Origin of the sequence: Clostridium paraputrificum (genome assembly GCF_900447045.1) — a bacterium.
Taxonomy (GTDB): domain Bacteria; phylum Bacillota; class Clostridia; order Clostridiales; family Clostridiaceae; genus Clostridium; species Clostridium paraputrificum.
Genome location: NZ_UAWH01000014.1, coordinates 603,123 through 621,610, shown reverse-complemented (window position 1 = coordinate 621,610; position 18,488 = coordinate 603,123). Strand labels below are relative to the sequence as shown.

The following is an 18,488-nucleotide window of genomic DNA, read 5'->3' as shown; positions in this document are numbered from 1 at the left end:
TGCGAACTTCTTTTTTACTAATCCTCCCCAAATATTAAGCTCTTAAGCCATGCAAAAAAGCCCTTCTTTTCTTCCTTAACTTCCTTTTTTTCTTCTTTTGCTTTATCTTCTATCTTTACTTCATCTGTCTTCATAATGAACTTAACACTTCCATCCATCTCTTCTCCCTTACCTGTAAATGAAGAAAATTCTTTTGAAGCTTTAACCAATTCATCCTTTGCTGCAATTACATCATCTATTGAAGATATAGTATTATTACCTTCTGTATATAACTTATTTATTCCATCATCATGGAAAGTCTTCATTCCATCACTTAATTCTTTACTTCCTGTAGATAATTCACTTATTCCTTTTTCTAGTGATGGTAGTGCAGAAATTAAATTTCTTGCTTGAAATACATTACCACTCCTTAATGCATCATTAGTAATTCTTAATATATCCTCACTATTTTTTAAATCATTTTGCATAGACATTAATTGTGAAGATAAGCTTCTAATTTTTTCAACATCGCTAGGCTTTGTATCTTTTAATAGTCCCTCTAATTCTGAAATCAATTCACTAGAGCTTTCTATATCAGCTTTAAACTTAACCAGATTATTTTTTAATTCAGTATTATTACTTAATCCACTTACTAATGCAGTTATATTTTCAATATTAGACTTATTGGTTTCCAAATCCTTTGCTAAATTATTTATATTATTTAATGTTTCTCCTATTGCAGACAAATCTTCATCCGATAAGCTCATTATTCCCTCCCCGAAGGACTTAATTAGTCCTTGAGTTGTTGGGTCATTAATATCATTAAAGAATTTACCTAGAGCATTAACATTCTCTTGATTTGAAAGTACATTACTTGCAGTATCTATTAATGGTTTCATATTCTCCATAGACTTTACTCCCTGAACAAGAGACGGTAGTGTTGAATTATATTCATTAATTTTTGCCCCATCTTGTGCTAAAGCATTAGAACTTACAGAAGATATATTTAAACTATCAATATAGTTAATTAATGATTTTGCAGCTTCTGTACTACTTTGAGAATATACAGCATTAATCATATACTTTAATTCCTCTTTCTTTTGGGCAAATCCTGTTTCTCCACCTTGTGATGCAGCGGCTGCTAGCTGAGCTTTTAGGATCATATAAGATGATGCATATGCTGTCATATCTCCTTGCAAGCTTTCTAATTTGCTAGAACTATCTATAAGTGATGATGCTGTTTTTAAATTCTTATTTAACCCATAAAGGTAATTTGATGTTCCACCTGCGCTCTTTATCTCTCTACTTATCTCTTCTATAATAGGAGATGTAGCTGTTTTAGCAACATTAACATCTACTAGTAATCCTTGTACAGCCTTTATATTTGTAGGATTTACTTGAGATAAAAGTTGTTGTAACTTTATCTTTGTAGTTTTGTCAATGCTATCATATCCATCTTTTGTCTTAATTATATCTGACATTAATCTAGTAAAATTATTATCCTTTTCTAAATCTTCTATCATATTTAAAGTGGATGATAATAGTTCCTTATTCTCTTTAGTTGCAAGCCTTTGATAGTCTTCCATTAAGGTCATAGCTTTATTAACATTTTCAGCATCTAACATAGAAATCAACACATTTGCTTGATGAAAATCTATATCTTTAGCAAAATATGCATCCTTTATTAATTTTCTAGCTCTTTCAGTCTTATCTTCATTAGTTATTAAAGACATCTTCTCTTGTAAGCTTTGAGTTTTCAACAAATTACTAGCTGAAATAAGTTTTGTCTTTGCTAGGTCTATTCCATCTTTTAACTTTCCAGTTCCATCTAATAACTTATCACTACCATCCTTTAATTGATTCAAGGAATCTTTTAACTCATCAATAGAGTTAGCCTTGTCTAGTGCGCTTAAATCTGGTAGTTCAGGTGTTGCAGTTATCATTATTGGACCCATTTCAAAATTATCTACATCTGCTTCTACAACTAATTTATCCTTTAAGTCTACTCCAATATCTAGATTATCTATTCCTAGACTTTCTTGTAAACCTGGAAATGCAACAAAGCCAATTATATTATTATTTCCTTCAGAAATTGTTACACCACCATCACTTTTAACATTCTTAAACTTATCTACTGGCAATATAATAGAAGATGCTGTTGTAAAAGGTGTATATATCTTTCTAGTTTTACCATTTATGCTTGTCTCTTTATAAATCTTATTCTTTATTTCTAGTTCAATTTTAACCCTACCTGTTTTTCCTGCTAAATCTTCTGCTTTAATTTCTTCTCCATCTAATGAATACTTTATACTTACATCTAAAGGTAACTCTTTGTCAGTTTTTCCTTGATAATATATATCACTGCCCTCTACCTTCCAAGTTAAATTTTCACCATCTTTAACTGGTTCATCATCAGTCTTTACATTTTTTATATCACTTAAAGAAGATTTATCTTTAACTTCTAAATTTGACTCGCTTGAATGTATCCAATTAGATACTGTACTCTTTTCTAATTTTCCATCTGAACTTAAATTTACAAATACAGACTCATCCTTTTTTATTTCTACTGCTGGTACTACTGTTGTACTCATTATTGTTGCTGCCACTACTAATGCAACAACCTTCTTAGACATTGCTTTTCTCATATTTAATTCCTCCCTACATAGCAACTTTCTTTGGCTCTATAGAGTCAAGTTTATTAATTTTCCAACCTTTTGTTGTCTTATTAATAATGCCTTCACTTACTAATAACAGTGCAGGTAAAACAAATATTATAACCATCATACTAATAATTGCTCCCCTAGCCATTAAGAAGCATAAGCTCTTAATTAATGCCATATCAGATACTAATGCTACACCACCTGTAGCTCCAAAAAATGTTAATCCACTTGTTACTATAGACTTCGCTGACTCTTGGACTGCTATTCTCATTGCTTCTTTCTTTTCATATCCATTTCTGATTTCTTCCCTAAATCTAGAAGTTAATAAAATAGCATAGTCAACTGTAGCCCCTAATTGAATAGTTCCTATTACTATACTGGCTACAAATGGAATAACTGTTCCTGTGTAGTATGGAATACCCATATTTATAAATATTGCAAATTCTATTGCAGAAACTAGTAAAACTGGTATTGACACTGATTTAAATACAATTAAAATAATTACAAATATAGCTGCTATAGATGCAACTGATACATTCTTAAAATCTTGATCTGCAATTGTAGTTAAATCTTTAGTTAATGCACCTTCTCCTGTTACCATTGCATCTTTATCATAGCTCTTAACTATATCTGTCATCTCTATAATTTGATTGTTAAGTTCGTCTGATGCAGATTTATACTCTGAATTAACTAACAAAAGATTATATCCACCTTGTTTAAATATTTCTTTTATATCTCTTGGAATAAAATCTTCTGGAACATTAGGTCCAATAAATTTATCATAGGATAATACTGTAGTTACACCTTCTAAATTTTCTATTCTATCTGTCATCTCTTTCATCTTATAACTCTTAATATCATCTTTAACTATTATAAAATGTGTAGATGTCATATTAAAATTATCCTTCATCTTGTTAAGAGCAACTATTGAAGACATATCAGGTTTTAATGTTTCATCTAGGTTATAATATACCTTTGCATTTGCTTGTCCAAAAAATGCTGGAAGCATTATTACAAGAAATGCTACTATAAATGCTTTATAATGCTTTGTTACTAAGGTTGATACCTTTTTAAACTCTGGAATTATTGTTTTATGCTTGAATTTATGAATTGCTTTATCGAAAACCAAAACAAATGCAGGTAATATTGTAATTGCACATATTACACCAATTACAACCCCTTTTGCCATAACAAGACCTATATCTTTACCCAATGCTAAGTCCATTGTACAAAGAGCTAAGAATCCAGCTATTGTTGTAAGGGAACTTCCTGATATAGAAGTCATTGTTGCTTTTATAGCTTGAGTCATGGCCTCCTCTTTAGTACTCCACTTACCTCTTTCTTCATCATATCTATGCATCAAGAATATAGAGTAATCCATAGTTACCCCTAATTGAAGTACTGCTGCTAGTGCTTTAGTTATATAAGATATTTCACCTAGAAATAGGTTAGTGCCTAAATTATATACAATACCTATCCCTATTGAAACTAAGAATATAATTGGTACAACTGTAGATTCCATTGAAATTAATAAAACTACAATTGATAATGCCACTGCAATTAAAACGTAAAATGGAGCTTCATGTTCGGCAAGCTCTTTTGTATCCTCCATAATTGCAGACATTCCACTAAGAAAACATTGCTTATTTAATATTTTCTTTACTTTAGAAATACCATTTATAGTTGAATCGGATCCTGGTGCCCCATCAAATTTTATAACAAACATTGTTGAATCTTCATTATAAAGTTGATTTTTTATCTCATCAGGTAAAATATCCTTAGGGATACTTTCATCTAACACATCTGTTAAGCCTAACGTTGTAGTAACACCATCCACCTCTTCAATTTTATCTTTTAAAATGTTAATATCTTTATTCTCCATTCCTTCTACTATTACAATACCTATTGACGCATCGGAATAAGTTTTGTCCAAGATGTCCTCTCCCTTTGTTGAATCTAAGTTCTGAGGTAAATAACTTAATAAGTCATAATTTACTCTTGTATTTATGAAACCTATCACTGATGGGATTAATAAAAGTAATGAAACTACTATGACTGATTTAGCATGATCTGCAATAAACTTACTAATTCTATTCACCCTTAACATCCCCTTTGTTTTTAGTAACTTATCATAGCTAAAACTTTCTTAAAGAGAATTGGCTTAATTTCATCTATAGTTGTAGGTTCTTCTAAAATTATAGAGCTATAACAAACACTACCTACTAACTCAAATATCATGAACAATGTCAATTCCGCTTCATCTAAATTCATATTTTTTTCAACTAGATTTCCTATAAAGATTTCTACTATCCCCTCCATTTCCTTATATTGCTCTGGATTTCTTAATGCTCTTCTGAATAGTCCCCAGGAGAAATTTTTATTAATTAGCTTTAGCATAAGTTTATTTTCTTTAAAGTAATTAATAACATAGTCAATAAAAAATAATGTTCTGTCTTCAAACCTATCTAATTTTTGTTCTTCAGTTTTTTCTACTGCTTCTTTTATAACTTGAGAACTTTTTTGAAGTATAAGCCTATTGATTATGTCATACTTATCTTTAAAGTATAGATAAAATGTTCCTTTTGCTACCCCAGCTCTCTTAACTATGTCATCTATTGCTGTATTCTGTGTGCCTTTTGTAGTAAACAGTTCATATGCAGCAGAAAATAGTTCTGTTTCTTTTTTTCTTTTCTTTTCCCCTACTTTACTGCTTCCACTTTTATCCCTCGTCATTTCTTCCTCCTTTATGACTATCAGTCATTTTATATTTCTATTATATTCCTTTCTGACTAATAGTCAATTTATATTTTACTATATTTTCTTTTTGTTTAAAAAGTTTGCTTTTTGTTTAAAATTGCTATGATTTAAGTTCAATAGTATAATTAATTAGGATGTTAAGGTTAATTAATTTACTTATGTAAACTTTATTATTCTATACTAGTTTACCCAATATAATTCCGGAGGAAAAGGTTATGATTGTTTTAAGTTGTAAAAATATTAGCAAAAGCTATGGAATAGATGAAATATTAAAGGATGTTACTCTATCAATTAATGAAGGGGATAGGGTTGGTATCATTGGTGCAAATGGAGAGGGTAAATCTACTCTATTTAAAATTCTTTCTAAACAACTATCATTTGATGATGGTGAAATATTTATAGATAAGAATAAAACTTTAGGTTACTTAGCTCAACACCTAGATTTAGATACAAAAAATACAATATATAATGAAATGCTTTTAGTTTTCTCTGACTTAATAAGATTAGAAGAAAAACTTCTAGATTTAGAAAACAAAATGAATGAGCCCTATGATGAAAGCAAAGCAGATTATCATAACAAGATAATTAATGACTATAATACTTCACAAGAACTATACTCACATAGGGGTGGCTATACTTACAAAGGAGAAATAAATAAGGTATTAAAAGGTTTAGGTTTCTCTGAAGAAGACTTTGATAAAGAAATTTCAAAGTTAAGTGGCGGTCAAAAAACCAGAGTTGCATTATGTAAATTATTATTACTTTCACCAGATATATTACTTTTAGATGAGCCTACTAACCACTTAGATTTAGAAGCAATTGAATGGCTTGAAGAGTATTTAAAATCTTATAAAGGTACTATTTTAGTTATTTCCCATGATAGATTTTTCCTTGATTCTGTAACTAATAGAACTTTCCAAGTAATTAATGGTCATGTTAACTGCTACAATGCTTCTTATACAAAGTTTTTAGAACTTAGAGAAAAAGATTATGAATCACAGCTAAAGGCATATAATCTTCAACAAGCTGAAATAAAAAGACAAGAAGCAATAATTGAGAAGTTTAGATCTTTTAATAGAGAAAAGAGTATTAGAGCTGCTGAAAGTAGAGAAAAAGCCCTCGATAGAATGGAGAAAATAGATGCTCCAGATGAAGAAAAGGGACCAGCAAAAATTAAATTTGAAACCTCAGTTAAAAGTGGATATGATGTTTTACATGCTGAAAATTTAAGTAAGAGTTTTGGTGATAAACATTTATTCTCTAATCTTTCTTTAGATTTAAAGAGAGGAGAAAAAATCGCCTTAATTGGTGAAAATGGTAGAGGTAAGACTACTTTCTTCAACATTCTTATGGATAAAATAAAACCAGATAGCGGTGTTAAAGTATTAGGCACTAACGTAAACATAGGATATTATGATCAAGAACAATCTAACTTATGTGAAGATAAAACTATAATTGATGAAGTATGGGATGACTTCCCTGAATTAACAACATCACAAGTTAGAGGGGCATTAGCAACCTTCCTATTTACTGGTGAGGATGTATTTAAAACTATTAATAAACTTAGCGGTGGTGAGAAATGTAGAATCAACTTGCTTAAGTTAATGCTTTCAAGATCCAACTTATTATTACTAGATGAACCTACTAACCATCTAGATATTTTATCTAGAGAGGCTTTAGAAGAAGCTATATTAAGCTATGATGGTACATTAATAGTAATTTCCCATGATAGATATTTCTTAAATAAAGTTATAAACAGAATTGTGGAACTTCAAGAAGAAGGAACTACTGAATATTTAGGAAACTATAGTTACTATGTTGAAAAGAAGCTTAATCCATTAAGATTTGAAGCTTATGAAGAACTAGCAAATGGTAAAACTAAAACTCAACTAAAAGAAGAAAAAAGGAAAAAACGCGAAATAGAAAAAGAAGAAAAGGCAAAGAAACTACAAATTAAAAAGTTAGAAGATGCAATAAGTAAAAATGAAGAATTACTTCTAGCCCTTCAAGAAGATTTATGTAAAGAAGAAATATACTCTAATCCTTCAGAAAGTGAAAGAGTAAATAAAGAAATAAAAATCCTTGAAGAAAAAATAGAAGACCTTTATATTAAATGGGAAGAAGTTAATTAATAAAAAAGATAATATAGATAATAAAGATTAAAAGAGAAATTGCCTACTGCAATTTCTCTTTTAATATAAAAAACTCTGCAAATGCAGAGTTTTGTCCTCAAACTTATTATCTATCTTATCCTATTTATCTTTATTATAATTACTTAGATCCTGTACTTCCAAATCCGCCACGATCAGAATTTCCAAAGGACTCTACTTCATCAAACTCTATCTCAGGCATTACTTCCATTATTCTAAACTGTGCTATTTTATCCCCTTTTCTTATCCAAGTACCCTTTACTTCTACTCCATCTATAAGCTCTATATTTTTTCCTTCTAAACAATAAACAGGCATGTGCCATTGATCATTATCACCTATATATGTATCATCAACTACCCCTACTGAATTAGTTTGAATTATTCCCCAAGTTTTAAATGTTGAACTTCTTGGAGCAAGATGTGCTTCCCACCCTCTTGGTAATTCTAATGCAAACCCTAATGGAATCATAGCTCTTTCATTAACTTTTACGAATACATCCTTATTAGCGTACACATCAATCCAGTTACCTTTTGCTATTTTTTTTAACTTAGTTGCCTCTTCAAAATACTTTATTCTTATTTTCATAATTTCTCTTTCATTCCTTACTCTTTAGACTATTTTACTACCATTATAACAATAATAGACATATATTTCTACAAAATAAAAAAGGCCTATTCTCTAAAGCCTTTTTTATACGAGGAAAGTATAAAATTTTAATTAGATATAAATCAAGGATAATAATTTTATAATTTCCCTACCTTTAGTACCAGTGAGGTGGATATTTATTTTGATGTGACTTAAAGCGCAGCGATGGAACAAGGAAAATAAATATACTCCATATCTTTTTCATTTATGAATTAATTATCTTCTACATTGTCTTTTATTCTTAATCTTATTAATTACATAAATACAACTTTCTGTTGTACATTCATCAATAGTAACCTCATTCCAATTTATATATTGAGGTTTTTCAAAGTATCTCTTATCAATTAATTCTATAACCCTATATGCTCCCTCAGGAACATTGCAAAATACAACTTTACCATCACAATCAGTAACATTTGAATCTACTAATTTGGGGCATACTCCATTAAGTTTATAAAGATTAACTTTTACGCCCTTTATTTTTGTTCCTTCTTTACTATGCAAAGCTGAAATTACTGTTATAACGCCCTTTACTTCTTTTCTGCATTTATCTTTCTTATCCTTTACTGCACATCCACAATTATTATTTTCATTCCACTCGTCTTCGCAGTTTAGCCATTTTTGCCTTTCATAATGTTCATAATAATCACTGGTATTTACGTCATACGGCTCTTCATTTACATATTCTTCCTCCTTGCATTCATTGCAAATATGATTATCTTCTGCATTATCAAATTCCTTTTCTGTAACATTTATGTCTGCATCACTATAATAACATTTCATCTCTTCTGCTTCTATCTTGCTATTAATACAACTATCATCATTTTCTCCAAAAATATAGCTTTCTGACCCACAAGTATGTGTTTCACATCTGCCATCTGGATATGATATATCAAAATTTACTACTATATCTTCAGTTTTCCCTTCTTGTTTTGCTTCGGCCTTTTCCTGTAAATACTCCTTCATAAACCTCTCTATAATAGGATCATCATCTTTCATGTTAGTACAATAAACTCTTTTCCCCTTTTCTTCGCTCACAAAAAAAACCTCCTTAGTTTTCTTATATTAATAAAATATGAGAAACTAAAGAGATATGTGATTATTTTACCTGTCAAATACTAGTGTCTTATCCTCTGTAAAGCTTTTAACTATTTTGTCAAATCCTAAAGGCTTACTAAAATAATATCCTTGAATTATATCACAACCAATTTTTTCTAAATAATTAAGTTGATTTTTAGTTTCTACACCCTCTGCAACAACTTCTAGATTAAGCATATGTGCTAATTCAATAACTTTTTCAATAATAAATTCACTTTTTAAGTCGATTCCTATATCTGATACAAAGCTTTTATCTATTTTTACTTTATCTATAGGTAACCTTTTTAAATAATTTAAAGATGAATATCCTGTACCAAAGTCATCCAAAGCTATAGTTACGCCTAAATCTTTTATCTTTCTTAACATTTCTATATTGCGCTCTGCTGATTTCATTATAACACTTTCAGTAACTTCAAATTCAATGTTTGCAGGGTCTATATCATACTCATCAATCTTTTCCTTTATATATTCTAAAAGTTCAACATCTCGTATTTGTACTTGTGAAAGATTTATTGCCACTTTAAATTTATCATCTATAATACTAGTTAAATATTTACATTTTTTAAATGCATTATCTATAAGATATTTACCTATATTAATTATAGCTCCTGAACTTTCTGATGCACGTATAAACTCATCTGGATACACATAACCTAGTTCACTACTTTTCCATCGTGCTAAACATTCAAATCCTTCTATCTTCTTAGATTTGCACCAATACTTAGGTTGTAAATCAAAATATATTTCACCATTATCTAAGGCACTTCTTAAACAACGTTTTACAGCTAATTCCCTGTTAATTTCATCTGAAACTTCCTTATTAAATACGCAAAATCTATTTTTTCCATTAGCTTTTGCTTTATACATTGCAATATCAGCTTTCTTTAATAATGCTTGTACAGTTTCCCCATCAGTTCTGTAAAAACTAACTCCTATACTTACTGTACAATATATTTCTTTACCTGACACTTTAAGTGGTCTATTAAATGTATCTAATATATCTTTTAGTAATTTTACTACTTCTTCTTTTGCTTCTACATCCCCTATTGCTATTATAAATTCATCTCCACCAAATCTTGCTAATAAACATTTTTCATTAATAACACTATTTAATGTATTACAAAAGCTATTTAAAAGCTTATCTCCTGCATCATGCCCAAAAGTATCATTAACATATTTAAAATTATCTAAATCTAAAAAAACTATTGCAAAATCCTTTTCCTCTCTCTTAACCTGAGTTAGCATTTTTTTAGATTTCTCTATAAAATATCTTCTATTTGGTATTCCAGTAACTTCATCATAGTTACTCATATAATATATCTTCATTTCTTTTTCTTTTCTATCAGTTATATTACTAATAGAACCATATATGTATAATCCATCATCCTCTAATATTCTCTTCCCTTTTTGTTTTATCCATAGAGTTTCGCCTTTTTTACCTTCAACCCTAAACTCTACTGAAAAATATTCTTTCTCTTCTCTCAAAAATTCTTCATACTTTTGTATATAAATCCATCTATCCTTGGGTAAAATAAAATTTACCCAACTCTCATTTGAGATTTTACATTGATCTTCATTATTATTAAACAATATACCTTCTCTATCATTTATAATATATTCTCCTGTATCAACCTTTAAATAAAACATTATATCTTGACTACCTTCTAAGGCCCTTCTATAATTTCTCTCACTCATCCTTAGTAATTCATCTTGCTTTTTCTTTTCTGTTATATCAATAAAAATACCATTTAACTCATATTTATTATCTTTTATTTTTCCTTTTCCTGAACATTCTATATATAGTTGTTGCCCCTCTATATCTACAGTCTTAAATTCTAATATGAATTCATCCTCAATTTTTTTATCTATTATTTCTGTAAAAAAGCTTTTTATATATTCTTTATAACTATTATCTATAAACTCATATAACCTATCAAATGAATCAATATTATTTTCAGTTTTAAATACCTTTTTGTATCTACTAGATATAAAAAGTAAATTATAGTCATCAAACCATTCCCATACTGCTCCATTTAAGGCACCTAATGCTTTTTCATATTTTCCATGTTCTATAGATAACTTAAGAAAATAAATTTTTCTATAAATCACAAACTGATAACACAATATTCCTAAAAATATAAGATTAAAAATTGTATTTCCTTTATATAAAGCTATAACAGCTACTATAATAGTTGTTACTGCAAGCATATTAAAAGTTTTGTCTAAGTCCCTCATAAAGCCCTCCGTAATACTACACTTTTAATTCCATAATTAAATTTTACCACATAACCTTTATATTTTATATACAGTTATGTTATATACAGGTAGAATAAATAGTAATTTGTCAAAAATAAAAGTCTTGAAATTATTAACTAATCTCAAGACTTTATTATCATAACTATTATCTATTTTTACCTATCGAATTGCTTATCCATGTTAAAACTAAATTTAATATTACACCAACTAATGCTGCAAAGCTTAACCCTGTAATAGCTACTTGTTCAGTAATTTTAATTCCTAAAATTATATTATATTTAGTTTCTACATATGAAGCTCCTAATCCTAAGAATAATATAACAACCATAACTATTATGTTATTCCATGAAAATTTAACTTTTTCACTCTTTATAGTCTTAGGTCCTACTATTGCAATCATTGTAAATAACATTAAACTTATTCCACCCATAACAGCTTGTGGTACAGTTCTTATTGCAGCTCCAAACTTAGCTATAAAAGCTAATCCTATTGCAAATACTGCTGTTATTCTAAGAATAGATGGATCATAGTTCTTAGTTACTGCTAAAACCCCTGTATTTTCACCATAAGTTGTATTAGCTGGTCCACCAAAAAGTGAAGCTGCTATAGTTGCTAATCCATCTCCAAGTAATGTTCTATTTAAACCTGGATCTTCTATAAAGTTTTTACCTACAACTTGTCCATTAGTAGTAATATCACCTATATGTTCCATAAATACTGCAAGTACTACTGGTGCTATAATCATTATTGCTCCAATATCAAACTTTGGTAAAGTAAATGATGGTACGGATAGTACTGCTGCGCTTGCTATTTCAGCTGTTTGAACTTCTCCCATTATTAAAGCTACTATATATCCAACTGCTACACCACATAATATTGCAATCTGTTTTGTAAATCCTCTTCCAAAGAATTTTATTATTAAAGTAACACCTAATGTTATAATTGCTAATGTCCAGTTATTTGATGCCATATCTATAGCTGTTGGTATAAGATTTAATCCAATTACCATAATCATTGGCCCAACAACTTGTGCTGGTAATATTGCTTTTATTTTTCCAACTCCAACCTTTTTTATTATTAAAGATACTATTATATATATAAGTCCTGCTACAAACATACCACCTTGTGCATAACTTAAATCACCATATGCATCTCTAACTGCTATAATTACTGGTATAAATGCAAAAGATGATCCTAAGAATACTGGAACCTTTCCCTTAGTACATAAGTGAAATATTAATGTTCCACATCCTGCTGTAAATAGAGCTACTGATGGGTCTAAGCCAGTTAAAAATGGTACTAATACAGTTGCTCCAAACATTGCAACCAAATGTTGTAATGCCAAAATGCATCTCATTACCTTTTCCTTTAAAGTTCTACTTTTTGATTTTTCAATTGCTGAAAGTATCATTTCTGACATCTTTTTACCTCCTTAATATTTATAAGGAGAAATTACTTTCTCCCTTTTTCAGTCTCTCTGGACTTGAATTAAAAGGTTTTAATAAAATAAAAAAACTTCTTACATGGCAGTAAGAAGCTATAATTTGTCTATATAACCGTAAATCTTTCTTCTTACTAGCCTCTCTGGACCACTTTAAAGAATTTTAATTTTTTATTTAAACTTCTATAAGTATAGCATAGCAATCTAAGTAATTCAATAACAAAATATTACACTTTTCTTTAAGGGATATTTTTTTTATACAGGAACATACTAAGTAATAAATATTTATAGAGGGTGATACATATGAAAAAAAACAAATATTCTTTTCTAGCTTTTATATGTGTTTTTATTTTTACATTAAGCTTTTTTTCAGTTTATACAATGGCTGAAGAAGAAAAGGTAATTTATATTACTTTTGATGATGGGCCTGGTGGCAAAGTAACCACTGAGGTACTAGACATATTAAAAAGAGAAGAAGTTCCTGCTACCTTCTTTTTAATTGGTGATCAAATAAAAGGACAAGAAAAACTCATTAAACGTATGGTTGATGAAGGACATTCAATTGGACTACATAGTATGTCCCATAATAAATCAAAACTATATTCTTCAGATAAAGAGTTTTTAAAAGAAATGCTAGAGTGTCAAAAAACCATAAATGATGCATGTGGTATTAGTCCTTCTATATTAAGATTTCCTTTTGGTTGCAATAACAATTCTTATCATTTAAAGAAAACACTTGTTGACTCATTACATGAAAACAACTTGAAGATTTATGACTGGAATGTAGATAGTACTGATGGTGCCAACCACAACGCTAGCCCAAGTACTTATATAAAACATGCAAAAAGTGATAAAAATAATATAATTTTACTTATGCATTGTGGCTACATGAATAAAAACTCCGCAAAAGCTTTACCTGAGGTAATCAAATACTATAAAGATAAGGGATATACATTTAAAGCAATATCAAGCGATACTGATGAAATGTTTCATTTTATGAAACATTAATAGAAAAAACCTAGAATAACTTCTAGGTTTTTTCCAATTAACATGAAACGTTAGAATTATCTATATATTATATTTAGTAATTCTCATAGCTTGTTCGACTATCTTATATATAATCATTCCTGCAATAACATTTACCACCGCTGTAGGAACTACTACTGCAAATATAGTTGTTAATATAGCTCCTTCCACCCCCGATATAAGTGCTAAAGAGGTTAAAAATACAGTCCCACTTAATAATGTTCCAAAAACAAATAATATTATCCCTTGAATATTATTGCTTACTTTTTCCCTTAATGGAAGCATTAATAAATACATTACATTACAAGTTATAACCTTATCTATAATATTAGGTAATTGCCCACCTGGTGATTTAGTTGTTAATGCAGTAAATATACCTATTATTATACCTGCAAATATAGTTGTTTTATAATCTCTATTAATTAACATTATTATAAAAAGCATTGCTAGTGCAAAATCCGGTTGAGCTGGTAACCCAAAGGATGGACTTATTGCATGTAATATTACTCCTATTGCAATTAAAATTGCGTTTAATACCATTTTCTTTGTATCCATTTTAAATTCCCCCTAATTTTAAATATTTCTTATCCTGGTTTCCACTCTTCATTTCATAACATATTAATCACGCCCCAAACTTATTAAATAAAATAAAAAAACCGTCCTAAATTAATAGGACGGATATGTTCCGCGGTACCACCTAAATTGTGTATAACACCTCTCTACTTTCAAGTACTAATATACTCTATTTGCTGTAACGTGCAACCCACGGCTTAACTACTCTCTCCAAAGATTTCATCTTGCTCCTCAAAGGCCCATTCACCATTAGCTACAGTACCGATATTCCACCATCATCAGCTCTCTTTAACCTTGCACCTGGTTACTATCCCTCTTCAAAGGATTTATCTTAATATTATAATATGCATCTTTTCTATTTTTGTCAATATATTACACTTAAATTTTACTATTTTTTTACTTCCTGTAATATTAGAACTTATAATATAACCTTTTATTTTTTCTGTAACCTAATTATTGTTTTCTCCTTGTGCTTTAGTTTTTTTATCATTGACTAATGACGCTATTAAAGCTGCTGATGCTCCTAAAAGTACTAAAACCTTCCCTGTTTTTTTCATATTCATACGACGACCCTCCAAACATAAATTTTACCTATATTAGTATTATAACCCATAGACTTGCCTATATACTATAGTTTGAAATTTTTAAATATTTTTATCTAAATTGATTTATTTCTCTTATATAAGTACATCCAATAGCATTTAATTTTTCGCAAATTTCTTTTTCTGAAACATCCATATCTTCACATAATCCTTCTAATGAAGAAAAAGTATCTCTAAGCTTCATATTTATAACACTTAATAAAATATTAGGGTCCATAGCCATTATTGATTCTCTATCCATTCTTTCACCTTATTAGTTTTATCTATATAATTTATATTTTACATATACAAAAAATCATTTCAACTTCTATTTTTGTAGATATATAGATTTATCTCTTTTTATAATAATAATTGTATATATCAAAGTGATACTTTCAACTATTGGTACAGTTAACCACGCCCCTGTTAATCCCATAATATATGACATAATTACTATTACTATAGAAATTAATATAAACCCTCTAATTAAAGATATTATAGTGGATACCTTTGATCTTTCTATAGATTGCATAAAACCTATAGATACTATATTTACACCCATTACAATAAAAGATAAAAAGTATATTCTTATTCCACTACAAGTAATATCTAGAATTCCTTCTATATTACTTGAAAATATTCTCGCTATAAATTCAGGATTAGATACCCCAATTATAAAAAACACTACTCCAGAAACAAATGAAATTTTTCTAGCTAGCTTAAAAGCAGATATAACTCTATCTATCTTTTTTGCTCCATAATTCATGCTTATAATAGGCTGAATTCCTTGAGATATTCCATTAAATATTGCAGTACAAATTAAAGCTACATTTGAAATTATACTATAGGCAGAAACTGCTTCTACTCCACCTATCTTCACTAGAACTATATTAAATATAAAAATAACAACTCCTGCAGACATTTCATTAACCAAACTAGGTATACCATTTAAGATAATTCTTTTTGCATATCTTAGTGATTTTTTATATTGCGATATATATAAATGTATAGAATTCTTTTTAAATATAAAATGTAATAATAATATACTTACCCCTACTAATTGAGCTATGGATGTAGCTAAAGCAGCCCCCCTCATCCCTTTATTTAATGGAAAAATTAATACATAATCTAAAATAATATTAGTTAAATTAGTACAAATAACAGCCCACATTACCAATTTGGGGTTGTTATCATTTCTAACAAATACAGAAAGAGTTTGTATAACAATAAAAGCTATTCCAAATGATAATATAGCTGATAAGTATTCTTTCACTAATGGTAAAGTCTCTTGTGATGCACCTAAAAATAATGAAAATTGCTCTAAAAAGACTATTCCAAATACAGATAATATCGCGCCTGATATAAATGATGATATTACTGAAAAAGTAAAAATACTGTTTGCTGAATCCAACCTTCCTTTTCCTATTGAAATTGAAAGTGCAGTAGCACCTCCAACACCAAATATTAACCCTATACTATTAAATATACTGTACATAGGAATCCCCACATTTAGGGCTGCTAAACCTAGATTTCCTATTCCTCTTCCTATAAACATAGTATCAAAAAATATACACATAGATAACCCAAGCATTCCTAAAACACTTGGAATCATATATCTTACAGCTAAAGATCCTATACTGTCTTCTAATAAATTAACTTTCTTCATTTGTACCTTCCTTACTATCTTTTGTAATCAATTTTTCTAAACTCTATATTAAACCTTTCATCATCAATATCAATTACTGCAAAGCTTATCTTTTCATCGTATGATAACCCTAATGATCCAGGATTAATCATAATCTTCCCTTCATAAAAAGATAAATAACATTGATAATGAGTATGGCCAAACAATACATAATCCCATTCGCCATTATAATCATTTAAAAATTCTTCTAATATCCCTCCATTATATAAGTAAGGTATATCAGTATTACTATTTATTCTGCTATGTACCATTAAAAACCTTTTTCCTGCTACTTCTTCTACCCTTTTTAAAGGTATATTTTTTATCCAACTTAACTCTTCTTTTGAAAGTTCTTCATCTATATAATATAGATTACTCTCATGATTACCGCATACATTTATGAACCTTTTATCATTCATTATTATCTTCAAGGTCTCTCTAGGATTAATCCCACCCATTATATCCCCTAAATTAAGAACAACTTCTATATTGTTCTCATCTATATAGTTTATGAAATATTTTAATGCTTCTACATTTCCATGTACATCAGATATTACAGCAACCTTCATAATAAACTTCCCTTCTTAAATACTATTATCCTTATATTATAATTTTTCCATACTTATTTTTCCATATTTAATTTGAAGTTTAATTAGATACATTTTTTTGTAAAACCTAATACACTCCATATATTTTTTTATCCAAAAATAGTACAATATAGATGTAATATTTTTTTGTAGGGGGACTTTTTTAATGAAACTAATTGCAACAGATTTAGACGGCACGTTACTTCAACCAGACTCAACAATATCAAAATATGACTTAGAATGGATTAATAAAGCCGAAGAGTCCGGTATTAAAGTCATTGTGGCTACAGGAAGACAATACACTGCAGCTCTTGAACTTTTATCTAAATCTAACTTCAAACCTGATTACATAATCACAGATAATGGGTCATGTGCTTATTCAGTTAAAGATAATAAAAAAATTTGTTCATATCCAATAAAAGAAGACACCGTAAAGGAAATACTAGATTTTCTAGAATCTAATAATTATCCTTATGGCCTTTCTTCTGATAAACATAGAATACATTTTAGAGATATTTCAAAACGTCTTACAGATGAATTTAATAGAAATCAATCAGTTATTCCTGACTTAGATAGAAACCATTTAGATTCTCTAGTAAGTTTTATCGAAAGTGATAGTGCACTATATGTAGATTCATATAAGGATATACTAAACTTAAATACTGATTTATTTAATATATCTGCTCTTTCATTTGACCCTAATAGAATAAAAGATGGAATTGCTGAAGCCTCTAAAATTAAAGGAGTAAATGTTGTTTCTTCAGCATATAACAACTTTGAATTTCAAAGCTATGAAACTTCTAAGGGAAAATCATTAGCATTTATTGCAGATTACCTTCATATATCTTTAGATGATACAATGGCAATTGGCGATAACTATAATGATGTATCAATGTTTGAACATGCATACCATAGTGTTGCAATGGGAAATTCTAATGATGATATAAAAAACTTATGCAGATACACAACACTAACAAATCTAGAAAATGGTGTTGGACATGCAATTAAAACTTTTGCTCTAAATAAATAAAAAAGTATAGAGTGGATATT

Annotated in this window: 14 protein-coding genes and 1 other annotated feature; of the genes, 3 read left to right on the top strand and 11 right to left on the bottom strand. The window is 28.9% G+C overall.

Annotated features, from left to right (window positions below; translation table 11 throughout):
* Positions 1 to 17: 17 nt before the first annotated feature.
* The 3 genes from DR024_RS07870 to DR024_RS07860 are packed head-to-tail and all read right to left on the bottom strand — an operon-like array spanning position 18 to position 5,372.
* Positions 18 to 2,624 carry a hypothetical protein gene (locus DR024_RS07870; protein WP_027099441.1) on the bottom strand — a complete coding sequence of 869 codons (2,607 nt, stop codon included), beginning with the start codon at positions 2,622 to 2,624 and terminating at the stop codon, positions 18 to 20.
* Positions 2,625 to 2,637: 13 nt separating this feature from the next.
* A complete protein-coding gene (locus tag DR024_RS07865) occupies positions 2,638 to 4,737 on the bottom strand; it encodes an efflux RND transporter permease subunit (RefSeq protein ID WP_027099440.1) in 2,100 nt (699 codons plus the stop codon).
* 20 nt (positions 4,738 to 4,757) lie between these two features.
* Positions 4,758 to 5,372, bottom strand: coding sequence for a TetR/AcrR family transcriptional regulator (locus tag DR024_RS07860; RefSeq protein ID WP_027099439.1), 615 nt, complete (start codon positions 5,370 to 5,372; stop codon positions 4,758 to 4,760).
* A 239-nt stretch (positions 5,373 to 5,611) separates the two neighbouring features.
* Between DR024_RS07860 and DR024_RS07855 the strand changes: the two genes are divergently transcribed.
* The gene (locus DR024_RS07855; RefSeq protein ID WP_111918472.1) at positions 5,612 to 7,528 is read left to right on the top strand and encodes an ABC-F family ATP-binding cassette domain-containing protein; all 1,917 of its coding nucleotides are present in this window, start codon (positions 5,612 to 5,614) and stop codon (positions 7,526 to 7,528) included.
* A 139-nt stretch (positions 7,529 to 7,667) separates the two neighbouring features.
* Here the strand turns inward: DR024_RS07855 and DR024_RS07850 are convergent, their stop codons facing one another.
* The 4 genes from DR024_RS07850 to DR024_RS07835 all read right to left on the bottom strand — a co-directional run bounded on the left by DR024_RS07850 (position 7,668) and on the right by DR024_RS07835 (position 12,966).
* A complete protein-coding gene (locus tag DR024_RS07850; protein WP_099313754.1) occupies positions 7,668 to 8,132 on the bottom strand; it encodes a dUTP diphosphatase in 465 nt (154 codons plus the stop codon).
* Between the two features lie 276 nt (positions 8,133 to 8,408).
* The gene (locus DR024_RS17995) at positions 8,409 to 9,230 is read right to left on the bottom strand and encodes a SpaA isopeptide-forming pilin-related protein (RefSeq protein WP_242983095.1); all 822 of its coding nucleotides are present in this window, start codon (positions 9,228 to 9,230) and stop codon (positions 8,409 to 8,411) included.
* A gap of 66 nt (positions 9,231 to 9,296) precedes the next feature.
* Positions 9,297 to 11,525, bottom strand: a complete 2,229-nt coding sequence (locus DR024_RS07840; RefSeq protein ID WP_111918470.1) for a bifunctional diguanylate cyclase/phosphodiesterase — start codon at positions 11,523 to 11,525, stop codon at positions 9,297 to 9,299.
* A 166-nt stretch (positions 11,526 to 11,691) separates the two neighbouring features.
* A complete protein-coding gene (locus tag DR024_RS07835) occupies positions 11,692 to 12,966 on the bottom strand; it encodes a uracil-xanthine permease family protein (protein WP_111918468.1) in 1,275 nt (424 codons plus the stop codon).
* A 324-nt stretch (positions 12,967 to 13,290) separates the two neighbouring features.
* Here DR024_RS07835 and DR024_RS07830 point away from each other — a divergent pair, with 324 nt between their 5' ends.
* The gene (locus tag DR024_RS07830) at positions 13,291 to 13,995 is read left to right on the top strand and encodes a polysaccharide deacetylase family protein (RefSeq protein ID WP_027099435.1); all 705 of its coding nucleotides are present in this window, start codon (positions 13,291 to 13,293) and stop codon (positions 13,993 to 13,995) included.
* A 60-nt stretch (positions 13,996 to 14,055) separates the two neighbouring features.
* Here DR024_RS07830 and DR024_RS07825 read toward each other — a convergent pair whose 3' ends face one another.
* The 4 genes from DR024_RS07825 to DR024_RS07810 form a co-directional block, all read right to left on the bottom strand.
* Complete coding sequence (locus tag DR024_RS07825) at positions 14,056 to 14,568, bottom strand: tryptophan transporter (protein ID WP_027099434.1); 513 nt, start codon at positions 14,566 to 14,568, stop codon at positions 14,056 to 14,058.
* A gap of 112 nt (positions 14,569 to 14,680) precedes the next feature.
* Positions 14,681 to 14,916, bottom strand: a binding site (T-box leader).
* Positions 14,917 to 15,240: 324 nt separating this feature from the next.
* Positions 15,241 to 15,429, bottom strand: a complete 189-nt coding sequence (locus tag DR024_RS07820) for a DUF4250 domain-containing protein (RefSeq protein WP_027099433.1) — start codon at positions 15,427 to 15,429, stop codon at positions 15,241 to 15,243.
* A gap of 66 nt (positions 15,430 to 15,495) precedes the next feature.
* On the bottom strand, positions 15,496 to 16,833 hold the full coding sequence (locus tag DR024_RS07815) for an MATE family efflux transporter (RefSeq protein ID WP_027099432.1): 1,338 nt from the start codon (positions 16,831 to 16,833) through the stop codon (positions 15,496 to 15,498).
* A gap of 14 nt (positions 16,834 to 16,847) precedes the next feature.
* On the bottom strand, positions 16,848 to 17,420 hold the full coding sequence (locus tag DR024_RS07810) for a metallophosphoesterase family protein (RefSeq protein ID WP_051196059.1): 573 nt from the start codon (positions 17,418 to 17,420) through the stop codon (positions 16,848 to 16,850).
* A 184-nt stretch (positions 17,421 to 17,604) separates the two neighbouring features.
* Here DR024_RS07810 and DR024_RS07805 point away from each other — a divergent pair, with 184 nt between their 5' ends.
* Complete coding sequence (locus tag DR024_RS07805) at positions 17,605 to 18,468, top strand: Cof-type HAD-IIB family hydrolase (protein WP_051196058.1); 864 nt, start codon at positions 17,605 to 17,607, stop codon at positions 18,466 to 18,468.
* Positions 18,469 to 18,488: the final 20 nt, after the last annotated feature.

What these genes read in the sequence shown, in the direction of transcription:
- DR024_RS07870 (WP_027099441.1), bottom strand. Translation starts at nt 2,624, where the DNA reads ATGAGAAAAGCAATGTCTAAGAAGGTTGTTGCATTAGTAGTGGCAGCA.
- DR024_RS07860 (WP_027099439.1), bottom strand. Translation starts at nt 5,372, where the DNA reads ATGACGAGGGATAAAAGTGGAAGCAGTAAAGTAGGGGAAAAGAAAAGA.
- DR024_RS07855 (WP_111918472.1), top strand. Translation starts at nt 5,612, where the DNA reads ATGATTGTTTTAAGTTGTAAAAATATTAGCAAAAGCTATGGAATAGAT.
- DR024_RS07850 (WP_099313754.1), bottom strand. Translation starts at nt 8,132, where the DNA reads ATGAAAATAAGAATAAAGTATTTTGAAGAGGCAACTAAGTTAAAAAAA.
- DR024_RS07840 (WP_111918470.1), bottom strand. Translation starts at nt 11,525, where the DNA reads ATGAGGGACTTAGACAAAACTTTTAATATGCTTGCAGTAACAACTATT.
- DR024_RS07835 (WP_111918468.1), bottom strand. Translation starts at nt 12,966, where the DNA reads ATGTCAGAAATGATACTTTCAGCAATTGAAAAATCAAAAAGTAGAACT.
- DR024_RS07830 (WP_027099435.1), top strand. Translation starts at nt 13,291, where the DNA reads ATGAAAAAAAACAAATATTCTTTTCTAGCTTTTATATGTGTTTTTATT.
- DR024_RS07825 (WP_027099434.1), bottom strand. Translation starts at nt 14,568, where the DNA reads ATGGATACAAAGAAAATGGTATTAAACGCAATTTTAATTGCAATAGGA.
- DR024_RS07820 (WP_027099433.1), bottom strand. Translation starts at nt 15,429, where the DNA reads ATGGATAGAGAATCAATAATGGCTATGGACCCTAATATTTTATTAAGT.
- DR024_RS07815 (WP_027099432.1), bottom strand. Translation starts at nt 16,833, where the DNA reads ATGAAGAAAGTTAATTTATTAGAAGACAGTATAGGATCTTTAGCTGTA.
- DR024_RS07810 (WP_051196059.1), bottom strand. Translation starts at nt 17,420, where the DNA reads ATGAAGGTTGCTGTAATATCTGATGTACATGGAAATGTAGAAGCATTA.
- DR024_RS07805 (WP_051196058.1), top strand. Translation starts at nt 17,605, where the DNA reads ATGAAACTAATTGCAACAGATTTAGACGGCACGTTACTTCAACCAGAC.